Source organism: Ancylobacter sp. Lp-2 (assembly GCF_020523795.1).
In the GTDB taxonomy this organism is placed as follows: domain Bacteria; phylum Pseudomonadota; class Alphaproteobacteria; order Rhizobiales; family Xanthobacteraceae; genus Ancylobacter.
On the sequence record NZ_JAJALI010000007.1, the window covers coordinates 175735 to 196710 of the forward strand.

Genomic DNA, 20976 nt, shown 5'->3' on the forward strand with positions numbered 1-20976 from the left:
TGGCGCATCGGCGTGGTGGCTCGCCGCGCGCCGCTAGGCCGTGTAGGACGTGCCGGAGTTCCTGAATCGGGGAGGCCATGGCGGGAGGGAGCGAGCTGCAGGCGTTGACGCGCCGCTTCGAAACCGAAGCGGCGGAATCGCTGCTGTCCGGTTATCGGCCGCTGCCCGGCGTGCATGACGAACTCGTCGATGCCGACGGCAAGCTGCGCCCGCATTGGGGACCGCTGCTCGCCGCGCTGGCCGAAATGGGGGTGGAGGAGGTCAACCGCCTCTTCACCGCCGCCGACCGCTATCTCTACCGTTCCGGCGTGTTCTATCGCGTCTATGACGATGCCGGCGGCGGCGAGCGGCCCTGGCCGCTGGCGCATCTGCCGCTGCTCATCGACGAAGGCGAATGGCAGGCGCTGTCGCGCGGCCTGATCCAGCGGGCGCAGATGCTGGAATCGGTGCTGGCCGATATCTATGGCGACGGCGAACTGGTGCGCTCCGGCGCGCTGCCGGCGGCGGCGGTGGCCGGCAGCCCGGAATTCCTGCGCCCGCTCGTCGGCGTCGATCCGCATGGCGGCAGCTTCCTGCGCCTCTACGCCGCCGATCTCGGCCGCGGGCCGGACGGGCGCTGGTGGGTGCTGCAGGACCGCACGCAGTCGCCGTCCGGCGCCGGCTACGCGCTGGAGAACCGCATCGCCATCTCGCGTTCGCTGCCGGATCTGTCGCGCTCGATGAACGTCGTGCGGCTGGCCGGCTATTTCCAGGGCCTGCGCGCCGGCCTGACCCGGCTCGACCTGTCCGGCGAGGGCCGGGTGGGGCTGCTGACCCCCGGTCAGCTCAACGAAACCTATTTCGAGCATGCCTATCTCGCCCGCTATCTCGGCTTCGTGCTGCTGGAGGGCGAGGACCTGACGGTGCGCGACAACGCCGTCTATGTGCGCACCGTCGCCGGGCTGAAGCGCGTCGACGTGCTGATGCGCCGCCTCGACGCCGATTTCGCCGATCCGCTGGAGCTCAACCCGCGCTCGCATCTCGGCGTTCCCGGCCTGGTGCAGGCGATCCGCTCCGGCGGGGTGGCGCTCGCCAACGCGCTCGGCGCCGGGCTGATCGAAGCGCCGCTGATGATGAGCTTCCTGCCGAAGATCGGCCCGCGCGTGCTTGGCGAGGACCTCGCCCTGCCGAATGTCGCCACCTGGTGGTGTGGCCAGAAAGCCGAACGCGAGCGGGTGCTGGACGAGTTCGACGACCTCGTCATCGCTCCCGCCTTCGCCCGTACCCTGCCGGGGCTGCTCGACGACGGGCCGGTGATCGGCGCCGACCTCAAGCCGGCCCGCCGCGAGGCGATCATCAAGGCCATCCGCACCCGCGGGGTGGATTTCATCGGCCAGGAGACCGTGCGCCTCTCCACCATGCCGTTGTGGCGCGACGGCCAGCTGGAGCCGCGGCCCTTCATCCTGCGCCTGTTCGTCGCCGCCACCGAGAAGGGCTGGCAGGTGATGCCCGGTGGCTTCTGCCGGGTTTCCGACAGCGTCGATTCCCGCGCCGTCACCATGCAGCGCGGCGGGCGCTCGGCCGATGTCTGGGTGCTCGGCAGCGGTCCGGTCGACCAGACGACGCTGCTGCCGGCGCCAGGCGCCGCCGAGGTGCGGCGGCAGATCGGCCCGCTGCCGAGCCGCGCCGCCGACAATTTCTTCTGGCTCGGCCGCTATGTGGAGCGCGCCGAACTCACCTTGCGGCTGCTGCGCACGCTGGTCGGGCGGCTGTCCTCCACCATCGAGGGCGACACCGCCTCGGTGGCCAAGCTCACCCAGCTCCTGCAGTCCTGGGGCGCGGTGCCGGCCGATCTCGCCTACACACACACCACCCGCCACGCCTTCGCCGCGCTGTCGCGCCGCGACCTCGCCGGCGCCCTGCCGAGCATCGTCGAGGCGGCACGCCAGACCGCCTCGGTGATCCGCGACCGCCTGTCGCCCGACGCCTGGCGCACCCTGGCCGACATGGCGCTGATGCTGGCGGAGCCGGTGCCCGCCAAGGGGGCGGAGGCCGAGGCGCATGAGCGGCTGGAGCGCTCGCTGCGGGCGCTCTCGGCGTTTTCCGGCCTCGCCTCGGAGAACATGAACCGCCAGGCCGGCTGGCGCTTCCTCGACCTCGGCCGGCGCATCGAACGCGGCATCTCCACCGCCCGGCTGGCGCGGACGCTGGTGGGCGAGACGGTGAGCGCCGCGACGCTCGACGTGCTGCTAGAGCTCTGCGACAGCCAGATCACCTACCGCTCGCGCTATGTGATGACCGAGAGCCGGGCGCCGGTGCTCGACCTCGTGCTGCTCGACCCGGTCAATCCGCGCTCGCTCGCCTATCAGATCGACGCCATCGCCGAGCATCTCGACGAACTGCCCGGCCATCACGGCGACGAGCCGCCGCTGCCCGAGGAGCGTCTCGCCGCCCGCCTGCTCGCCTCGATGAAGGCCTTCAGTGCCAACGAGTTCGACGATGCCCGGCTCACCGAGGTGGAGGGGCAGCTGATGGAGTTGTCAAACGACATCGCCGAGCACTATTTCATCCATCGCTCGCCGGTCGAGACGCCGTGGGACCTGCTGGCGTGAGTAAGAGCCCGTGGCAGTGATGAAATACGACATTCACCAGACCACCGCCTATATCTATGCCTCGCCGGTGCCGGTGGCCCGACATATCGTGCGCATGGTGCCGGTGAGCCGCCCCGGTCAGCGGGTGACCGACAGCCATATCTCCGTCGATCCCGAGCCGGCGGAATGGGTGGAAACCCGCGATTTCTTCGGCAACCAGGTGGCGCATATCCGCCTCGAGACCGCCCATACCCGCTTCACCGTGCGCACCTCGGCGCGGGTCGAGGTCGACCCTTCGCCGGAGTGCGACCCGGCCTCTGGGCCGAGCTGGGAAGAGGTGCGCGAGGCGGTGGGTGACAGCGAGGATCTCTCGCCGCTCTCGCCGGTGCATCACATCTACCCCAGCCCGGCGGTGGTGCTGAAGACGCCGATAACCGATTGGACACGCAAGAGTTTTCCGGCCGGGCGCCCGATGCTCGCGGCCTCGATCGAGCTGATGCGCCGCATCTATGCCGACTTCGCCTATGACAGCCGCGCCACCGACGTCTCGACCCCGGCTATCGAGGCCTTCGAGATGCGGCGCGGCGTCTGCCAGGATTTCGCGCATATCATGATCACCGGCCTGCGCGGGCTCGGCCTGCCGGCGGCCTATGTCTCCGGCTTCCTGCGTACCGAGCCGCCGCCGGGCAAGGAGCGGCTGCAAGGCGCGGATGCTACCCATGCCTGGGTAAGTGTCTGGTGTGGCGAGGAAATCGGCTGGGTCGGGCTCGACCCCACCAATGCGCTGGTGGTCTCGACCGACCATGTGGTGCTGGCGGTCGGGCGCGACTACACCGATGTGGCGCCGATCGGTGGGGTGCTGGTGGGCTCCGGGCGGCAGAAGCTCTCGGTCGCCGTCGACGTCATCCCGATGCCGGAGGAGGGCGCTCCGGCGAAGCTGCGTCCCGCGCCGGCCGATGAGGCCGATGCGGTGGACGATGCGACCGAAAATCCCGGCTGACGCACCGATATGTGAGGCGGCGCCGGGCTGGCGCGACAGCACGGCGGCGTCGGGTTAGACATTGCCTGCGGCGGCGCGAATCGCCGCCACCCTGTTCGCCGCCGACCGAGGCCTCGCCCATGACCGAGACCGCCAGCCGCGCCGCCCCCGCCGACGGGACCGACGGCTTCCTCGCCAGCCTCGCGGTGTATCTGCGGCCGCGGGTGCTGATCGTCATCCTGCTCGGCTTCTCCTCCGGCCTGCCGCTGGCGCTCTCCGGCGCGACGCTGACCATCTGGATGGCCGAGGCGAAGGTGAACCTCGCCACCATCGGCCTGTTCGCCCTGGTGGGGGTGCCCTACAACTTCAAATTCGTCTGGGCGCCGCTGGTCGACGCGCTCGACGTGCCCATCCTGTCGCGCCTGCTCGGGCGGCGGCGCGGCTGGCTGGTGTTCACCCAGCTGCTGCTGGTGGTCGCCATCCTCTGGCTCGGCCTGCAGGACCCTATCTCCGCGCCCTGGCAGGTCGCGCTCGGGGCCTTCCTCGTCGCCTGCGCCTCGGCGACGCAGGACATCGTCGTCGACGCCTTCCGCGTCGAGAGCCTGGAGACCCGCGAGCAGGCCGCCGGCATGGCCGGCTATGTCGCCGCCTACCGGGTCGGCATGCTGGCCTCCGGCGCCGGGGTGATCCTGCTGGTCGCCTGGTTCGAGGCGATCGGCGTCGCCCGCGCCGATGTCTGGGCCTGGGGCTATGCGGCGGCGGCGGCGATGGTGGGCGTCGGCCTCCTCGCGTCGCTGTTCGCCCGCGAGCCCGGGGAGGGGGAGACTCGCGGGGAGCCGGTGCCGCGCGAGGCGAATGTGGCGCGGCGCATCTGGGACACCGCCATCGGCGCCTTCTCCGACATGCTGCTGCGCCGCGACGCCATCGCCATCCTTTTGTTCGTGGTGTTCTTCAAGTTCTGCGACGCCTTCGCCGGGGTGCTGACCGGCGCCTTCGTCATCGATATCGGCTTCGACAAGGCGGCCTATGCCGGCATCGTCAAGGGCGTCGGCTTCGCGGCGGCGCTGCTCGGCGGCTTCGCCGGCGGGCTGATCGCCCGGGCTTTGCCGCTGGGGCGGGCGCTGTGGATCGCCGGCATCCTGCAGATGGCCTCCAATTTGGTGTTCTCTTGGCAGGCTTGGGTGGGCGTCGACCTCGCGGCGCTGACGCTGACCATCGTGGTCGAGAATTTCACCGGCGCCATCGGCACGGTGATCTTCGTCGCCTATATCTCGGCGCTGTGCGGCGCGCGGGCGCACACGGCGACGCAATATGCGCTGCTTACCGCGCTGGCGGCGGTGGGGCGCACCTTCCTCGCCTCCGGGGCGGGGTTCATCGCGCAGAGCACGGGTTGGGTGTGGTTCTTCGCGCTCACCGCGTTCGCCGCGCTGCCGGGGCTCGCCTTGCTGGCCTTCCTGCAGGCGCGCGGGCATTTCCGGGCGCTGGCTCGTGTCTAGATATGAGATACTTTAACCTTCTATGACACTGAAGGTATGGTGCTCTAATGAGCTCACAGAATGCCACAATATGGATACCATCTGTACTGGGTATTGTGTTTCTCATTTTCGGGCTCGCCACGCCCGATCTTTGGAGTGGGCTGCCCAGTTGGGTTAAACTGATCTTGATAGGTGTTTCCGTACCGTTTTGGTTCTTGGCAGTATTTCTGGCGTATCGACGAAATCGGAGCGACGTTCCCTTTAATGGAGGTCTCGGTGGCCGAGCCGTCGCAGATGGTGAGGATAGCGAAGCCACCGGAGGTCGCGGTGGCGACGCTGGCAAGGGCAGAGGAGGAGATGGGGGAGGGGCAATAGCAAAAGGGCGCCGATCTTTCGCTCGAGGTGGGGACGGAGGCCGAGGTTAAAGTTCAGCGCTTGTCATGTGTTGTTGATCTTTCGGTTCAGCATAGAACTTTAAAAGTAATCCAGCCAAGTTAACGGCAGTCTCAGGCGTAAGAGTTACCGCGTGAGTAAAAACGGGCTCTCGATTGCCGTCTGCGGTCTTGTATGGTCCATGATTTCCAAGGGCGATGCGTACTAAATTTTGTCCTTCATTGGTGAAAGCAAAGGTTGTTGCAGAGAACTCCGTTATTCCTGGTCGAAAGGCAGCTTCCCATTGTTGAAGGGAGAGTCCATTGACGATCTGATCCTGATTCATCTGCTAATCCAAGGGAGATTGAATGACGATAGGGAGTGTCGGTGGACGTGGCGGGGATGCGCACGTTGATGGAGAGAACAGTAGCGCTGAAGGAGGAAAAGGTGGAGATGCCGCCGAAGAAAACGGGGGCAGAGGAGGCGATGCGTGTGTAGAAGGTGATAACATTAGAGCAATTGGTGGACTTGGCGGCCGCGGAGGCATCACCCCCGGAGCGCCGGGTGGCGATGCTTATGCTGCTCGCAATGCGACCGAATTTGAGTGTTTGCTAACGATCAGAGGGCAGGAGGACACCAAAGAGGGCGGTGGTGGAGGTAGCGGATATGTCGCTGCCGATAGTGTGCTCGAGGCTCTCATCGTTGGGGGGCAGGGTGGGGAGGCGGGGCAACGTGATGGTCGAGGAGGTAGAGGGGGGCGAGTATTCATTTCGCCAGAATTACGAGAATTCCTAGGGCTTCCTGACCGAGGAAACAAGAAGTGGCCGTACTTTGAGCCGGTCACAGAGCCAGGGCGTGGTGGGGACGGGGAAGATACTCCACAGTACAAGGCTCGCCGTATCATCGTTGAGCAATTGAAGCGACGATATTTCAGGAATAAAAATCTAGATCTCGCTGAGGCTTGGTGGGATCGTACGGTTGTTCCGATGGGCTGGCTCAATGAGCAACTTTGTCATGAGGGACATCGTTGGCAGGCGTCGATCGTGGATGACGAATATGAATTCGTTGATCATCCGAATGGCGCATCAGCCGCGCTATAGATTTGAAGCAGTTGGAAAAAATGAACAATATTGTCGTCGTTAGAGAGAGCTGCTGACAGTCATTTTTAACCCCCTGTTAACCCAGCCGGATTGAACGTTCCCATTCAGTTACGCGCGTTTTAAATTCCATCGGAGCTACCCCGTGACCACCTCCTCGACCCGCCTGCGCATCGCGGTGCTTTTCGGCGGACGTTCCGCCGAGCACGACGTCTCGGTGATGTCGGGCACCAATGTCATGCGGGCGCTGGACCCGGAGAAATATGACGCGGTGCCGGTGTTCATCACCCGCGACGGCCGCTGGCTCGCCAGCCGCTTCGAGGATGGCGAGCTGGAGCGGCCCGCCGTCGGCACCGAGATCTGCCTGGTGCCGGGTGGCCAGGGGCGCCTCGTCGCGCTGCCGGCCGGCGGCACGCCGCACGAGCTGCCCGCCATCGACCTGATCTTCCCGGTGCTGCACGGCCTGCCCGGCGAGGACGGCTCGGTGCAGGGGCTCGCCGAGGTGGCGGGAGTGGCGCTGGTGGGCTGCGGCATCCTCGGCTCGGCCACCGCGCTCGACAAGGACATCGCCAAGAAGCTCTATATCGGCGCGGGCCTGGCCACCGCCCGCTCCGTCACCATCCATCCCGGTGCCGAGCCGAGCTTCGCCGAGCTGTCGGCGACGCTCGGGCTGCCGATCTTCATCAAGCCGGCGCGGCAGGGTTCCTCGGTCGGCGTGAGCAAGGTGACGAGCGAGGCGGACTACGCCGCGGCGCTGGTCGAGGGCTTCCGCCACGACCGCAAGCTGCTCGCCGAGGAGTTCATCGCCGGCCGCGAGATCGAGCTCAGCGTGCTGGAGCAGCCTGACGGCGAACTGTTCGTCTCGCGCCCCGGCGAGATACGCCCGGCCGAGAGCCACGGCTTCTACAGCTACGACGCCAAATATATCGACGCCGACGGCGCGGCGATCATCGTGCCCGCCCAGCTGCCGGCCGAGGTCGAGGCGCAGCTTCAGGAAATGGCCGCCGGCGCCTTCCGCGCGCTCGGCTGCGACGGCATGGCGCGCGCCGATTTCTTCGTGACGCAGGACATGCGGATCCTCGTCAACGAGCTCAACACCATCCCCGGCTTCACCAATATCAGCATGTACCCCAAGGCGATGGCGGCGAGCGGGGTGGGCTATCCCGAGCTGATCGACCGGCTGGTAGCGCACGGGCTGGCGCGGGCGGGGAAGTAGAGGCTTTCCGGCCGCGCGTGGAGCGGCTCCCGCCCGCCTGGAGCCTGTTGGGTTAGAGCACTTTCCTATCGATCAGGTGGCATCACCTGATCGGAAAGGGCTCTAGAGCGCGGTGCGGGCGCGGATCGCCGCGGTGAGCGTGCCCTCGTCGAGATAGTCGAGCTCGCCGCCCACCGGCACGCCATGGGCGAGGCGGGTGACCTTCACCCCGGTCTCGCGCAAGAGCTCGGTGACGTAATGGGCGGTGGTCTGGCCGTCCACCGTGGCGGGCAGGGCGAGCAATACCTCGCCGACCGCGCCGCCATTCCCCTCGCGCACCCGGCCGATCAGGCCGGCGATGTTGAGCTCGTCCGGGCCGATGCCGTCGAGCGGCGAGAGCGTGCCGCCGAGCACGTGATAGCGCGCATTCATCGCCCCGGAACGCTCCAGCGCCCACAGGTCCGATACGTCGGCGACGACGATGATCAGCGTCGGGTCGCGGGTGGGATCGGAGCAGATCAGGCAGGGGCTCTTCACGTCGAGATTGCCGCAGACCGGGCAGGTCTCGATCTTCGCCAGCACCTCCTCCATGGCGCCGGCGAGCGGGGCCATCAGCGCCTCGCGCTTCTTGATCAACTGCAGGGCAGCGCGGCGCGCCGAACGCGGCCCGAGCCCGGGCACGCGGGCGAGCAACTGGACCAGGCGTTCGATCTCGGGGCCGGCGACGGCGCGAGCCATGATTCATCCTTCCGATGGCCGGGCATGATTAGGCCGGCGGGAGCCGGACGCGCAAGTTCTTCGCCGTGCGACGATCCCGATTGACGCTGGGTAAATCGGCGGGCGCGGTCCCGGATTTCCTCGACAGCGCAAAGGCGGGTTGCTAACCGGGGTGCCACGTCCTGCAGCCTCCCAGAAGCCGATTCCAGCGAGGAAACTGATGACGAAGCCGTTCGGGTTGCTGGCGGCGCTGTGCGCCCTGATGACGGCCAGTCCGGCGCTGGCCGCCGAGGGCGCCGGCCTCGACGGGGCCAGCCTGTCGCTGGCCTGGGGCATCCCCTTCGCCGGCATGCTGCTCTCCATCGCCATCATGCCGCTGGTCGCCGCGCATTTCTGGCATCACCACTATGGCAAGGTGGCGCTGTTCTGGGCGCTGGCGGTGCTGGTGCCCTTCGTGGCGTTCGCCGGCACCGGCGTCACCGTCTTCGAGGTGATGCACGCGGCGCTGCTGGAATACATTCCGTTCATCATCCTCCTGTTCACGCTGTTCACCATTTCCGGCGGCATCCTCGTCACCGGCAACCTGCATGGCAGCCCGGCGGTGAACACCGCGCTGCTGGCGATCGGCACCGTGCTGGCCAGCCTGATCGGCACCACCGGCGCCTCCATGGTGCTGATCCGCCCGCTGCTGCGCGCCAATGACGGGCGGCGGCACAATGTCCACACCGTGGTGTTCTTCATCTTCCTCGTCTCGAATATCGGCGGCTCGCTGACCCCGCTCGGCGATCCCCCGCTATTCCTTGGCTTCCTGAAGGGCGTCGACTTCTTCTGGACGACCAGCCACCTGTTCCACGACACCGTGCTGGTGGTGGTGCTGCTGCTCGCCGCCTATTACCTGCTCGACCGCTGGTTCCACGCCCGCGAGGAGGGCCGGCCGCCCAAGCACGACCCGACCCCCACCACCGAGCGCATCGGCCTGCGCGGGCTTGCCAACCTGCCGCTGCTCGCCGGGGTGATCGGCGCCATCCTGATGAGCGCGCTGTGGAAGCCGGACATCGAGTTCAACGTCGCCGGCACGCCGCTGCCGCTGCCCTCGGTGCTGCGCGACCTCGTCCTGCTGGCGCTGGCGGGCGTCTCGATCTGGATCACCCCGGCCTTCATCCGCGAGCGCAACGGCTTCGACTGGGAGCCGATCCGCGAGGTGGCCAAGCTGTTCGCGGCGATCTTCCTCACCATCATCCCCGTGATCGCCATCTTGAAGGCGGGGGCGAACGGCGCGCTCGCCCCGCTGGTCGCGCTGGTGACGGACGCCAATGGCGGGCCGGTGAACGCCGGCTATTTCTGGATGACCGGCCTGTTGTCCGGCTTCCTCGACAACGCCCCGACCTATCTGGTGTTCTTCAACCTCGCCGGCGGCGACGCCGAGGCGCTGATGACCACCCATGCGGTGACGCTGGAGGCGATCTCGGCCGGCGCGGTGTTCATGGGCGCGCTGACCTATATCGGCAACGCGCCGAACTTCATGGTGCTGGCCATCGCCCGCAGCCGTGGGGTGAAGATGCCGAGCTTCTTCGGCTACATGGCGTGGTCGGGCATCTTCCTGCTGCCATGCTTCGCGCTGCTCACCTTCCTGTATTTCCGCTGAGCGGCCTCAGCCTTCCGCGCCGGCAAAGCGGGCGCGGAACCAGTCGGCGATCATCGCCCGTTCATAGCGCAGCGGCTCGCCGGAACGCGCGGCGCGCGGGTTCATCAGGTAGTTCATCGAGCGCAGCGTCTCTTCGCCGCGCCCGACCACCCGGCCGTCGCGGAGGAGCCGGTAGCGCAGGGTGAGCGAGGGCCAGGTGTTGGCGCGCATCACCCGCAGTTCGCCGGTGCGCGAGGCGAGGGGATCGATCTTGCCGGCGAGGTCGAGGGCGAGGATGTCGACCTCGATCACGGTGCCCGCCGGCAGGGCGCGGCGGGCCTCGCGGTCGAAGAGGCGCGACAGCCCCTCGAAGGTGAGGCGCTGGTCGACGCTCGACCATTCGAGATTGCCGTCGACATAGCCTTGCGGGGCGAGGAAGTTCACCCGCGCCGTGGCGGGCGAAGGCGGGGCGCCGGCCGGGGTGGCGCTCGCGGGACTGGAGGCGGCGAGCGCCGCCAGCAGCGTCAGGATGGAAAGGCGAGGCGCGCGCATCGGGGCGAGCATCGACGGGTGCATCGGCTGTCCTCCGGCCGCGTGCCCAGCGCTTTCACGCCGGGCAGGGCAGGGGACAGCCTGCCATTATTCGGCGGCGATGGCCATGCGCGGCTGGGCCTCGCGCACCTCCGGGTCGACCTCGGCCTCGAAGCGGGCGAAGTTCTCCGCGAACATGCCGACGAGGCGCTTGGCGGCCACCGCGTGGTCGCGGCGATTGGCCCAGGCCCCGACGGGATCGAGCAGCTTCGCCTCGACGCCTTCCACCTCCACCGGCACCTCGAAGCCGAAATGCGGATCGGGGCGGAACGCGCCCGCCGCCAGCGAGCCGTCGAGCGCGGCGGCGACGAGGATATGCGAGGCTTCCGACGGGATGCGGACACCGCGTCCGGCCTGGCCGCCGCTCCAGCCGGTATTGACCAGCCAGCAGACGGTGTCGCCGCCGGCGATCAGCTCGCGCAGCAGATGCGCGCCGGCCGCCGGGTGGCGGTCGGGGGCGAAACGCGCGCGCGGCGCGCCGTCTTCCGCCGGCGCGGTGTAGCCGGACAGCAGGTGATAGACCGCCTGTTCCGGGCTGAGCCGGGCGATGGCCGGCAGCACGCCGAAGCCGTCGCAGCTCACCAGGAACAGCGTGCGCGCCGCGCCGGCATGGCCGGCCTCGCTGCCGGGCAGCACCGCCCGCGCGGCGGGCGCGGCGGACAGGTCCGGCTCGCGGCTGTCGGCATCCAGCGGCACGTTCTCCAATATGGTGCCGAAACCGCCCTTGCCGTCGAGCGCATGCACCCGCCGGCGGCGGCCGGTGAACAAGCCGAACACGCCGTCCCGGCTCCAACCCAGCGGGCCGTCGGCGATCAGGACGAAGCGCGGATCGGCAGTGAGGGCGCCGGCCAGCGCGCTCTTGCCGCTGTCGGCCGGGCCGAGGAACAGGGTGAGCCCGCCCTCGGCGTCGAGCGAGGCGGCACCGCTCAGCGTCAGCGCGCCGGCACCGGCCAGCACGTCGCCGACATGGGCGACCAGAGCCTGCTCGACATGGCCGAGATCGAGCGTGCCGCTGACCAGCAGCAGGCCGGCTTCGGCGTCCTCGGCGATCAGGCCGGGGCCGGCGATGCCGTGGCGGTCGGCATCCGGCCGGAACGCCGGCAGGCAGAACAGCGTGATGTCCGGCACGAAGCCACCGATGCTGTCGCGCTCGGGCGCCTGCATCAGGTTGCGAATGGCGAGCGCGTGCCAGGCATGCTCGGTGAACACCCGCAGCCGGCGGATCTGGCCGGGGGCGATCGCCACATGCAGGTCCTGCGCGAACAGGGTGCGGCCGGAGGCGTGGGCGAGCATGTCGTCGCGCAGCACGTCGAAGGCCGCGCGGCCGAGCAAGGCGGTGGCTTCCGACGTCGTGCCTTCCGGCGTGGTGCCTTCCGATGCCTCGGCTGGCTCGCCGACCCGGTACCGCGTCAGCGGCGCCGCGCCGGACGCGATGCCGCTCTCGACCACCAGCGCGCCGGTGGCGGACAGACGGGCCTCGCCGCGGGCGATGGCGCGTTCGTAAAGCGTGGGGCCGGCAAGGTTCCAAAACACCTTGCCCGAACCGGAGAGACCCGCAGCGGCTGCCGCGTTCTCCTGGTTGCGCATGCCGGTTTCCAGCATGTGTTACTCCTTCTCGTCATATCCGCCGGGCGGCAAACTGACGGAGCACTCAGGCCATTTGTCTGTCATACAGGGTCGAAACCATGGCGAAACCGGGTCGCCGCGATGGCGACCCGTCCATATTTAGGTACCGTTTCGCGCTCAGTGGGGGTCGTGCCGGTGCTCGTCGGCGGGCGTGTCGCCGTCGCGGCGCCGGGCCGGCACGCCGGCGATTTCGCGAGCCTTCACCGCGAGTTCGACCAGGACGCGGTGGACATCATGCGCACCCGTGATGCGCCGGCCGAAGGGCAGGCGGCGGGCTTCGTGGCCGCAGAGCAGATCGCAGCCTTCCGGGTCGATGCCGGTCATGCGCCAGTCGCCGGCAGCCGCGCCGAGCAGGGCGGTGGCGTAGAGGCCGATGGCGTCGGCATGGTCCTCGTTCATATGCGCGATGGCGCCTTCCTCGCTCGCCAGCGCCTCCTCGGCGCCGGACAGGTCGGTGAGGAAATCGGCGGCCGGCACCTCGGCGATGCGGCCGAAGCCGGCGACCAGATGCGCGCTCTCCAGCTCGACGCGGTAGAAGGCGAAGTCCTTGAAGTCGGCGAAGCCGGCCGAATCGGCGTGACGGGCGAGGAAGCGGCGCCGGGCGGTGGCGATCTCCGCCTCGCCATCGACGCGGAAGATGTGCCCCTTGAGGCTGGCGCGCGAGCCCTGCAGCTCGTCGCCCTCGCGGCGCTCGTCGACCAAGAGGCTGACACGGCGGTCGCCGGCGATGTTGCGGGTGTGGCGGGCGAGCTGCGACAGCAGCAGCACCGGGGCGCCGTCATGCAGGCTCGCCACCTGCACCAGCGAGGCATAGGGCCAGCCGTCGCGATCCAGGCTGGCCAGCGCGCCGGTGCGGGCCTCGCGCAGCAGGCGCTTCACGGTGGCGGCGGCGTCGAAAGCGGAGGCGTTCATGTCGTTCATGGGAAGGTCTCCCGCGTGGCTTTCCCGGCCAGCCGTCTCAGTGACGAAGCCCGGCCGCAGCGTCAAGTGCGAGCCGATGCCACACGGGACCGGCGGGCATTTTCGTACGCCCGACACGGAAGTTTGCGCCCGTCATCCCCACCCATGCGGGCCGGCGCATTGGCTAACCGCTTCGAAACGCGCTATTTCTATCTGAGTCTGCTTGCGTGTCACATTCTGGCCACGCCAGCACGGTTCACCGCCGGTTGCGACATCCGCCGCCGAACAGGAACATGTAGATGCCGACCATCGCTCTCGTCGACGACGACCGCAATATCCTGACTTCCGTCTCGATCGCCCTCGAATCCGAAGGTTACCGCATCCAGACCTATACGGACGGCGCGACCGCGCTGGACGGCTTCAAGAGCAATCCGCCCGACCTCGCCATCTTCGACATCAAGATGCCGCGCATGGACGGCATGGAGCTGCTGCGCCGCCTGCGCCAGAAGAGCGACATGCCGGTGATCTTCCTCACCTCCAAGGATGACGAGATCGACGAGCTGTTCGGCCTGAAGATGGGCGCCGACGACTTCATCAAGAAGCCGTTCTCGCAGCGCCTGCTGGTCGAGCGGGTGAAGGCAGTGCTGCGCCGCGTCGCCCCCAAGGACGGCACCGCGCCGCGCGAGACCGACAGCGCCAAGGTGCTGGAGCGCGGCCTGCTGCGCATGGATCCCGAGCGCCACACCTGCACCTGGAAGGGCGAGAACGTGACGCTGACCGTCACGGAGTTCCTCATCCTGCAGGCGCTCGCCACCCGCCCCGGCGTGGTGAAGAGCCGCAACGCGCTGATGGACGCCGCCTATGACGACCAGGTCTATGTCGACGACCGCACCATCGACAGCCACATCAAGCGGCTTCGCAAGAAGTTCAAGGTGACGGACGACAATTTCGAGATGATCGAGACCCTGTACGGCGTCGGCTATCGCTTCAAGGAGTAGGCGGCTCGTGCTCGACCCGGAGCAGACGCGCAACCTGCCGCCCGGCGAGGACCCGGAGGAGCAGGACGAGGGCGCGCCCGAGACGTCGATGCCGGACGAGACGCGCCGGCGCGGCGGCGTGGCGGGCGCGCTCGGCGCCGGCCTGCTCAGCGGCCTGCGCCGGCTGAAGCATTTCGTCGAGCAGAAGAGCTCGTCGAGCCTCACCCGCCGCATCGTGCTGCTCAACCTCGCCGGCATGGGCGCGCTGGTGGCGGGCATCCTCTATCTGTCGGAGTTCCGCGCCGGGCTGATCGACGCGCGGGTGCAGAGCCTGCTGGTGCAGGGCGAGATCATCGCCGGCGCCATCGCCGCCTCGGCGCAGGTCGATTCCAACGCCATCACCATCGATCCCGAGCGGCTGCTGGAGTTGCAGGCCGGCGAGAGCTACGGGCCGGGCGAGGAAGGCTTCGCGCCGCTGGAATTCCCGATCAATCCGGAGCGGGTCGCCCCGGTGCTGAAGCGGCTCGTCGAGCCGACCGGCACCCGCGCCCGCATCTATGACCGCGACGGCATCCTCTTGCTCGATTCGCGCTCGCTCTATTCGCGCGGCGAGATCCTGCGCTTCGAATTGCCCGAGCCGACCGCGCGCCAGCCGAACTGGATGGAGCACGGCTGGAACAGCATGAAGATGTGGTTCGAGCGCGGCGACCTGCCGATCTATCACGAGCTCGGGCCGAACAACGGCAAGGGCTACCCGCAAGTGGTGGACGCCCTGCTCGGCCAGAAGGCCAGCGCGGTGCAGGTGAATGAGCGCGGCCAGATCATCGTCTCGGTGGCAGTGCCGGTGCAGCGCTTCCGCGCCATTCTCGGCGCGCTGCTGCTCTCCACCCAGGGCGGCGAGATCGACGAGGCGGTGGCGGCCGAGCGGCTGGTCATCGTGCGGGTGTTCCTCGTCGCCATGGTGGTGATGGTGGTGCTGTCGCTGCTGCTGGCCGGCACCATCGCCGGCCCGGTGCGCCGGCTCGCCGATGCCGCCGAGCGCGTGCGCCGCCGTACCCGCCAGCGGGTCGAGATCCCCGATTTCACCGGCCGCTCCGATGAGATCGGCCACCTTTCGGGGGCGCTACGCGATATGACCGACGCGCTCTATTCGCGCATCGAGGCCATCGAGAGCTTCGCCGCCGACGTGTCGCACGAATTGAAGAACCCGCTGACCTCGCTGCGCTCCGCCGTGGAGACGCTGCCGCTCGCCAGGAACGACAATTCGCGCGGGCGGCTGATGGAGGTGATCCAGCACGACGTGAAGCGGCTCGACCGGCTGATCACCGACATCTCCGACGCCTCGCGCCTCGACGCCGAACTGCAGCGGCAGGAGGCCGAGCCGGTCGACCTGCGCCGGCTGCTGGGCACGGTGTGCGGGGTGCAGAACGACGTGGTGCGCGGCGACGACGTGAAGGTGACGCTCAGCTTCGATCCGGAGGCCGAGGGCGGCAAGCCGGTGCCCTTCGTGGTGCAGGGCCACGATTCCCGCCTCGGCCAGGTGATCAACAACCTGATCGACAATGCCCGCTCCTTCTCGCCCAAGGGCGGCGAGGTGCGGGTGGCCTGCCACAAGGTGAAGGGCGGGGTCGAGGTCATCGTCGACGACGACGGGCCCGGCATTCCCGAGCATGCGCTCGCCCGCATCTTCGAGCGCTTCTACACCGATCGGCCGGAGGAGCAGGGCTTCGGGCAGAATTCCGGCCTCGGCCTGTCGATCTCCAAGCAGATCGTCGAGGCGCATGGCGGGCGGATCTGGGCCGAGAATCGCGCCCCCGCCCCGCCGCCGCCGGAGCCCGAGCCGGCCGAGGGCGCGCCGCCGCGCAAGCGCCGCCGCCCGGCGAAGAAGGGGGCGAGCGGTGGAGCGCGCTTCATCGTGCGGCTGCCCTGCACATGAGGACATAAGGGGGGACCTGGATGACCGAGGACGGACCGATCGCCGGTGCCCATCGCAGTTCCACCCACCATGCCTCCTGCGTGCGGGTGGGCGAGGCCGGGGTGTTGATCCGCGGCCCGTCCGGCGCCGGCAAGTCGCATCTCGCCTTCGCGCTGATCCTCGCCGGGCGCACCGGCCTCATCCCCGAGACGGTGCTGGTCGGCGACGACCGCCTGGTGCTGGAGCGGCGCGGGGACGGGCTGTTCGCCGCCCCGGTGCCGGCGCTGGCCGGCCTCCTCGAGGTGCGCGGCGCCGGGCTGCGCCGGGTGCCCTATATCGCGGAAGTCGAGGTGGCGCTGGTGGTCGACCTTCACACGCCCGACGGCGCGCGGATGCCGCGACCGGAGGATTGCCGCCTCGCGATCGGCGGCGTCACGCTCACCCGGCTACCGGTCTATGACCGCGGCGATGCGGTGCACCAAGTGCTGGCGATGCTCTCCACCGAGGCCGCGCTTCAGGAAACTTAAAGCATATCCGGTGGAAATTGCCGGCGCTTTTCGGGGGCTGGCAGCGTCGCACTGGAAAAATTCCAGTTATTTCCGGTGCTTAGTCCATGTTCGCGCGCGGCGGCGCCCATCCCCCGTCATCCCCAGGCTTTCGCGCGGCGTACTTGCCAATTATGTGCAGCGCAACGATGATGCTTCCCCCACGGGAGCGGGGGTCGGCCCGCTTGTCTCGGAAATCCTGGCAGCGTCGGACGGACGCGCCGGGGGATCGTGCCGGTCAGCCGCACGGCGGAGCAGAATGATAGGGCTTGTACTCGTCACCCACGGACGCCTTGCCAGCGAGTTCCGTGCGGCGTTGGAACATGTGATGGGACCGCAGTCCCAGATCGAGGCCGTCACCATTGGGCCCGATGACGACATCGAGCAGCGCCGTCTCGACATCGTCGCCTCGGTGAAGGCGGTGAACACCGGCCATGGCGTGGTGATCCTCACCGACATGTTCGGCGGCACGCCGTCCAACCTCGCCATCTCGGTGATGACCGAGCCGGACATCGAGGTGGTCGCCGGCATCAACCTGCCGATGCTGGTCAAGCTCGCCACCGTGCGCGGCGAGGTGCCGATGGACGTCGCCGTGGCGCAGGCGCAGGAAGCCGGGCGCAAATACATCAACATCGCCAGCCGCGTGCTCGCGGGGAAATGACGGGCGGGGACATCAGCTTGGCCACCGCCTCCGCCGCCCTGCAGCGCGAACTGCCCATCCTCAACAAGCGCGGCCTGCACGCGCGCGCCTCCGCCAAATTCGTGCAGACGGTGGAGCGCTTCGACGCCGTGGTGCGGGTGACGCGCTGCGGCGAGACGGTGAGCGGCACCTCGATCATGGGGCTGATGATGCTCGCCGCCGCGCCGGGCACCTCCATCCTGGTGGAGGCCGAGGGCCGCGAGGCCGAGGCGGCGATCACCGCGCTGGCCGATCTGGTGGGCGACCGCTTCGGCGAGGGCGAGTAGCGGCTCGGGCGGCGGCTCGGGCGGCGGACGCCGCCTTCTTCCTTGTCGTTCTCAACGATCATCCCCTCGGGAGCCGGCGGGCTTGGACCCTTCCGGGACAGCGCCCCATGGCCGGGCGCGACTGCTTCTCCCTCTCCCCGTGGGGAAAGGGTTGGGGTGAGGGGGCTCTACGCTTCCCGATGTCGTCCCCCCGACCCGCCGAGCGGGCCACCTCTCCGCCGAAACCGGCTGTTACCGTCTTCGGCCTTGCCGGAGCCGAACCCGGCAACAGCCGGGTTCGGACGGGGAGAGGGAAGTTAAGGGAAGGCTCGGGGATCGACCGGGGCCGCCGCTGCCTTCTCGGCTGCCGGCTTGTCCTGCTCTTTCCGAGTAGCCTTTCGAGACGTGAGGCCGGGTCGAACCCCTGCGGGACCGGCGACCCTTGGCCGTGTGCGGCTCCTCCCCCCTCCTCGTGGCGGAGAGGGGTGAGGGGGGCCTACGCTTCCCGATGTCGTTCCCCTCATCGTCCCGCCGAGCGGGCCACTTCTCTGTCGAACCCGGCTGTTGCCGTTTTCGGCCTTGCCGGAACGGAACCCGCCAACAGGCGGCTTCGGACGGGGAGAGGGAAGGTAGGGGGCAGCTCGGAGGTGGCCCGGCATCGGTTGAGCGGGCGACAGCCTGTCGAGCGCGGACGGCGGCATTTCGGAGGCGGTCGCCGGGGTGCGGCGGGCGGCATTTCAGGCTTCGCTGTCATCCTGTCATATAAAGACATCTTTATATCGTTATTGAAACCTTTGGGCGGGACTGCTATCAACCCGACCGAGCTTCGATCCATCGGGCCGGAGCCGCTTCGTCCATGCCGTCGGCATGGCGGCGGCGCGCGGCTCGTCAGGCACAAGGAAATCCCGATCATGGCCACCGCCAGCGACTACATCGTCAAGGACATCAGCCTCGCCGGCTTCGGCCGCAAGGAGATCGATCTCGCCGAGACCGAGATGCCGGGCCTGATGGCGATCCGCGCCGAATACGGCCCGTCGCAGCCGCTGAAGGGCGCGCGCATCGCCGGCTCGCTGCACATGACCATCCAGACCGCCGTGCTGATCGAGACGCTGGTCGCGCTCGGCGCCGACGTGCGCTGGGTCTCCTGCAACATCTTCTCGACCCAGGACCATGCCGCCGCCGCCATCGCGCAGGCCGGCATCCCGGTGTTCGCCTATAAGGGCGAGACGCTGACCGAGTACTGGGACTACACCGCCAAGCTGTTCGACTGGCACGGTGGTGGCGTTCCCAATCTCATCCTCGACGATGGCGGCGACGCCACCATGCTGGTGCATTACGGCCTGAAGGCCGAGGGCGGCGATACCGCCTTCCTCGATGCGCCCGGCTCGGAAGAGGAAGAGATCTTCTTCGCGCTGATCAAGCGCCTGCTCGCCGAGAAGCCGCAGGGCTGGTTCGCCGACGTCGCCAAGTCGATCAAGGGCGTGTCGGAAGAGACCACCACGGGCGTGCACCGGCTCTACAAGCTCGCCGAGCAGGGCAAGCTGCTGTTCCCGGCGATCAACGTCAACGACTCGGTGACCAAGTCGAAGTTCGACAACCTCTATGGCTGCCGTGAATCGCTGGTGGACGCCATCCGCCGCGGCACCGACGTGATGCTGGCCGGCAAGGTCGCCTTCGTCGCCGGCTTCGGCGATGTCGGCAAGGGCTCGGCCGCCTCGCTGCGCCAGGCCGGCGCCCGCGTCATCGTCTCCGAGGTCGATCCGATCTGCGCGCTTCAGGCGTCGATGGAGGGCTATGAGGTGGCGACCATCGAGGACGCCTTCACCCGCGCCGACATCTACGTCACCTGCACCGGCAACAAGGACATCATCACCGTCGACCACATGCGGCAGATGAAGGACCGGGCCATCGTCTGCAACATCGGCCACTTCGACAACGAGATCCAGGTCGCCGGCCTGCGCAACTTCAAGTGGACCAACATCAAGCCGCAGGTCGACGAGATCGAGTTCCCGTCGGGCAACCGCATCATCCTGCTCTCCGAGGGCCGGCTGGTGAACCTCGGCAACGCCATGGGCCACCCGTCCTTCGTGATGTCGTCCTCGTTCTCCAACCAGACGCTGGCGCAGATCGACCTGTGGGTGAACCCCGGCAAGTACGACAAGAAGGTCTACACCCTGCCGAAGGTGCTCGACGAGAAGGTGGCGGCGCTGCACCTCGAGAAGCTCGGCGTGAAGCTGACCAAGCTCTCCCCCGAGCAGGCTGACTATATCGGCGTGACCGTCGATGGCCCGTTCAAGGCGGACCACTACCGCTACTGAGAGCGAGCGCCGAGGCGTAACCGATGAATAAAGGAAGGCCGGGTTCGTCCCGGCCTTCGTCGTTTCACGCGGGTTGTCGGGCGGCTGGGCGCGCCGCTCAGAGCTCCTTCTGCATCAGCACCAGGTCGAGCCGCTGGCCGAACTTGATGCCGATGCCGCGCATATAGCCGCACTCGTCGAAGCCGAGCCGGCGGTGCAGGGCGATGGAGGCGTCGTTGCCGGCGGTGATACCGCCGATCATCACCTTCTTGCCGATGGTGCGCGCCGGCTCGAACAGCGACCCGACCAGCTGCGCGCCGATGCCGCGGCCACGGGCGCCCTCCGCCACATAGACCGAGTGCTCGACGCTGATGCGGTAGCCGTCGAAGGGGCGGAAATCGCCGAAGCTGGCATAGCCGAGCACGGAGCCGTCCTCGCTCTCCTCCACCGCCACCATCACCGGGTAGCGCTTGGAGACGCGGTCGATCAGCCAGGCGCGGCGGTTGGCGAGATCGACGAGGCTGTCGTTCCAGATGGCGGTCGAGGTGAGGACGGCGCGATTATAGATGTCGAGGATGCCGACGAGGTCGCGCTCCTCCGCATGGCGAAGCAGCATGATGGTTCTTTCGCTCCGGCGGTCCCCGGAGCCGTCCCGGCCGCCGGCGGCGTCGCCCTGGCAACGGTCTAACGCGGCTTCGCCTGCGTGCGCAATGTCGCGCCCACGGGAATTTCAACCGCGATCGTCTGGAACACCGCCGCATTCTTCCCATATCACCCGGGCACGGGGCGACCGTGAGTGAGGGAAGGAACCGGAATGAACGCGAACGATCCGTTCGGCCAGATGCGATTTACCGTGCAGCGGGTGAGCTGGTGGCAGGTGGCGATCGTCGTCGCCGTGGCCCTGGCCGTCGGCACGGCTCTGGCGCTGGTGGCGGCAAGCGTGTTCATCGTGGTGGCACCGGTGCTGCTGATCGCCGGCCTCGCCTACAAGCTGTTCGGCAGCAAGCCGCGCCGCGCCGAGGGCGGCCCCACGGTGATCGACGCCGAATACCGCGTGCTGTCGCCCGAGGAAGCCGCGCGCGACCGCGATGGCCGGAATGGCGGCTACGATCCGCGCGGCCCGTCCGGCCGGCTGCGCTAGGGCGCGCTGG

Annotated in this window: 19 protein-coding genes; 13 read left to right on the forward strand and 6 right to left on the reverse strand. The window is 68.3% G+C overall.

Features of this window, described 5'->3' with window-relative positions:
- The first annotated feature begins 77 nt into the window (after positions 1 to 77).
- The 3 genes from LGR54_RS17960 to LGR54_RS17970 all read left to right on the forward strand — a co-directional run bounded on the left by LGR54_RS17960 (position 78) and on the right by LGR54_RS17970 (position 5045).
- Entirely contained in the window at positions 78 to 2591 is a 2514-nt protein-coding gene (locus LGR54_RS17960; RefSeq protein WP_230363344.1) for a circularly permuted type 2 ATP-grasp protein, read from the forward strand.
- Between the two features lie 19 nt (positions 2592 to 2610).
- Complete coding sequence (locus LGR54_RS17965; RefSeq protein WP_230363345.1) at positions 2611 to 3570, forward strand: transglutaminase family protein; 960 nt, start codon at positions 2611 to 2613, stop codon at positions 3568 to 3570.
- 119 nt (positions 3571 to 3689) lie between these two features.
- A complete protein-coding gene (locus LGR54_RS17970; protein ID WP_230363346.1) occupies positions 3690 to 5045 on the forward strand; it encodes an MFS transporter in 1356 nt (451 codons plus the stop codon).
- A 400-nt stretch (positions 5046 to 5445) separates the two neighbouring features.
- Here LGR54_RS17970 and LGR54_RS17975 read toward each other — a convergent pair whose 3' ends face one another.
- Positions 5446 to 5742, reverse strand: coding sequence for a hypothetical protein (locus LGR54_RS17975; RefSeq protein ID WP_230363347.1), 297 nt, complete (start codon positions 5740 to 5742; stop codon positions 5446 to 5448).
- Between the two features lie 22 nt (positions 5743 to 5764).
- Here LGR54_RS17975 and LGR54_RS17980 point away from each other — a divergent pair, with 22 nt between their 5' ends.
- Together LGR54_RS17980 and LGR54_RS17985 are read left to right on the forward strand one after the other, a co-directional pair.
- Positions 5765 to 6496 (forward strand): hypothetical protein, encoded by a 732-nt coding sequence (locus tag LGR54_RS17980; protein WP_230363348.1) that lies wholly within the window; start codon positions 5765 to 5767, stop codon positions 6494 to 6496.
- A gap of 142 nt (positions 6497 to 6638) precedes the next feature.
- Positions 6639 to 7709: a D-alanine--D-alanine ligase family protein gene (locus LGR54_RS17985; protein ID WP_230363349.1), complete on the forward strand. Its 1071-nt coding sequence runs from the start codon at positions 6639 to 6641 to the stop codon at positions 7707 to 7709.
- Between the two features lie 102 nt (positions 7710 to 7811).
- Here LGR54_RS17985 and recR read toward each other — a convergent pair whose 3' ends face one another.
- Positions 7812 to 8426 (reverse strand): recombination mediator RecR, encoded by a 615-nt coding sequence (recR, locus tag LGR54_RS17990; RefSeq protein WP_230363350.1) that lies wholly within the window; start codon positions 8424 to 8426, stop codon positions 7812 to 7814.
- Positions 8427 to 8625: 199 nt separating this feature from the next.
- Here recR and LGR54_RS17995 point away from each other — a divergent pair, with 199 nt between their 5' ends.
- Complete coding sequence (locus LGR54_RS17995) at positions 8626 to 10050, forward strand: sodium:proton antiporter (protein ID WP_230363351.1); 1425 nt, start codon at positions 8626 to 8628, stop codon at positions 10048 to 10050.
- 6 nt (positions 10051 to 10056) lie between these two features.
- Here LGR54_RS17995 and LGR54_RS18000 read toward each other — a convergent pair whose 3' ends face one another.
- The 3 genes from LGR54_RS18000 to LGR54_RS18010 all read right to left on the reverse strand — a co-directional run bounded on the left by LGR54_RS18000 (position 10057) and on the right by LGR54_RS18010 (position 13167).
- On the reverse strand, positions 10057 to 10605 hold the full coding sequence (locus LGR54_RS18000) for a DUF3016 domain-containing protein (protein ID WP_230363352.1): 549 nt from the start codon (positions 10603 to 10605) through the stop codon (positions 10057 to 10059).
- Positions 10606 to 10668: 63 nt separating this feature from the next.
- Positions 10669 to 12222, reverse strand: a complete 1554-nt coding sequence (locus LGR54_RS18005; protein WP_230363353.1) for a phosphoenolpyruvate carboxykinase (ATP) — start codon at positions 12220 to 12222, stop codon at positions 10669 to 10671.
- A gap of 141 nt (positions 12223 to 12363) precedes the next feature.
- Positions 12364 to 13167, reverse strand: coding sequence for a HugZ family protein (locus LGR54_RS18010; protein WP_370638225.1), 804 nt, complete (start codon positions 13165 to 13167; stop codon positions 12364 to 12366).
- Positions 13168 to 13445: 278 nt separating this feature from the next.
- Here LGR54_RS18010 and LGR54_RS18015 point away from each other — a divergent pair, with 278 nt between their 5' ends.
- The 6 genes from LGR54_RS18015 to ahcY all read left to right on the forward strand — a co-directional run bounded on the left by LGR54_RS18015 (position 13446) and on the right by ahcY (position 19846).
- Entirely contained in the window at positions 13446 to 14144 is a 699-nt protein-coding gene (locus LGR54_RS18015; protein WP_213365125.1) for a response regulator transcription factor, read from the forward strand.
- Between the two features lie 88 nt (positions 14145 to 14232).
- Positions 14233 to 16059, forward strand: a complete 1827-nt coding sequence (locus LGR54_RS18020) for a sensor histidine kinase (protein ID WP_230363496.1) — start codon at positions 14233 to 14235, stop codon at positions 16057 to 16059.
- Positions 16060 to 16079: 20 nt separating this feature from the next.
- Complete coding sequence (locus LGR54_RS18025; RefSeq protein ID WP_230363354.1) at positions 16080 to 16565, forward strand: HPr kinase/phosphorylase; 486 nt, start codon at positions 16080 to 16082, stop codon at positions 16563 to 16565.
- A gap of 277 nt (positions 16566 to 16842) precedes the next feature.
- Positions 16843 to 17244 (forward strand): PTS sugar transporter subunit IIA, encoded by a 402-nt coding sequence (locus tag LGR54_RS18030; RefSeq protein WP_230363355.1) that lies wholly within the window; start codon positions 16843 to 16845, stop codon positions 17242 to 17244.
- A gap of 17 nt (positions 17245 to 17261) precedes the next feature.
- Positions 17262 to 17549: an HPr family phosphocarrier protein gene (locus LGR54_RS18035; protein ID WP_370638226.1), complete on the forward strand. Its 288-nt coding sequence runs from the start codon at positions 17262 to 17264 to the stop codon at positions 17547 to 17549.
- Positions 17550 to 18439: 890 nt separating this feature from the next.
- A complete protein-coding gene (gene ahcY / locus LGR54_RS18040; RefSeq protein ID WP_230363357.1) occupies positions 18440 to 19846 on the forward strand; it encodes an adenosylhomocysteinase in 1407 nt (468 codons plus the stop codon).
- A gap of 97 nt (positions 19847 to 19943) precedes the next feature.
- On the opposite strand, the gene LGR54_RS18045 is transcribed toward ahcY, so the two are convergent.
- Complete coding sequence (locus LGR54_RS18045; RefSeq protein WP_230363358.1) at positions 19944 to 20441, reverse strand: GNAT family N-acetyltransferase; 498 nt, start codon at positions 20439 to 20441, stop codon at positions 19944 to 19946.
- A 198-nt stretch (positions 20442 to 20639) separates the two neighbouring features.
- Here LGR54_RS18045 and LGR54_RS18050 point away from each other — a divergent pair, with 198 nt between their 5' ends.
- A complete protein-coding gene (locus LGR54_RS18050) occupies positions 20640 to 20966 on the forward strand; it encodes a hypothetical protein (RefSeq protein ID WP_230363359.1) in 327 nt (108 codons plus the stop codon).
- Positions 20967 to 20976 lie beyond the last annotated feature (10 nt).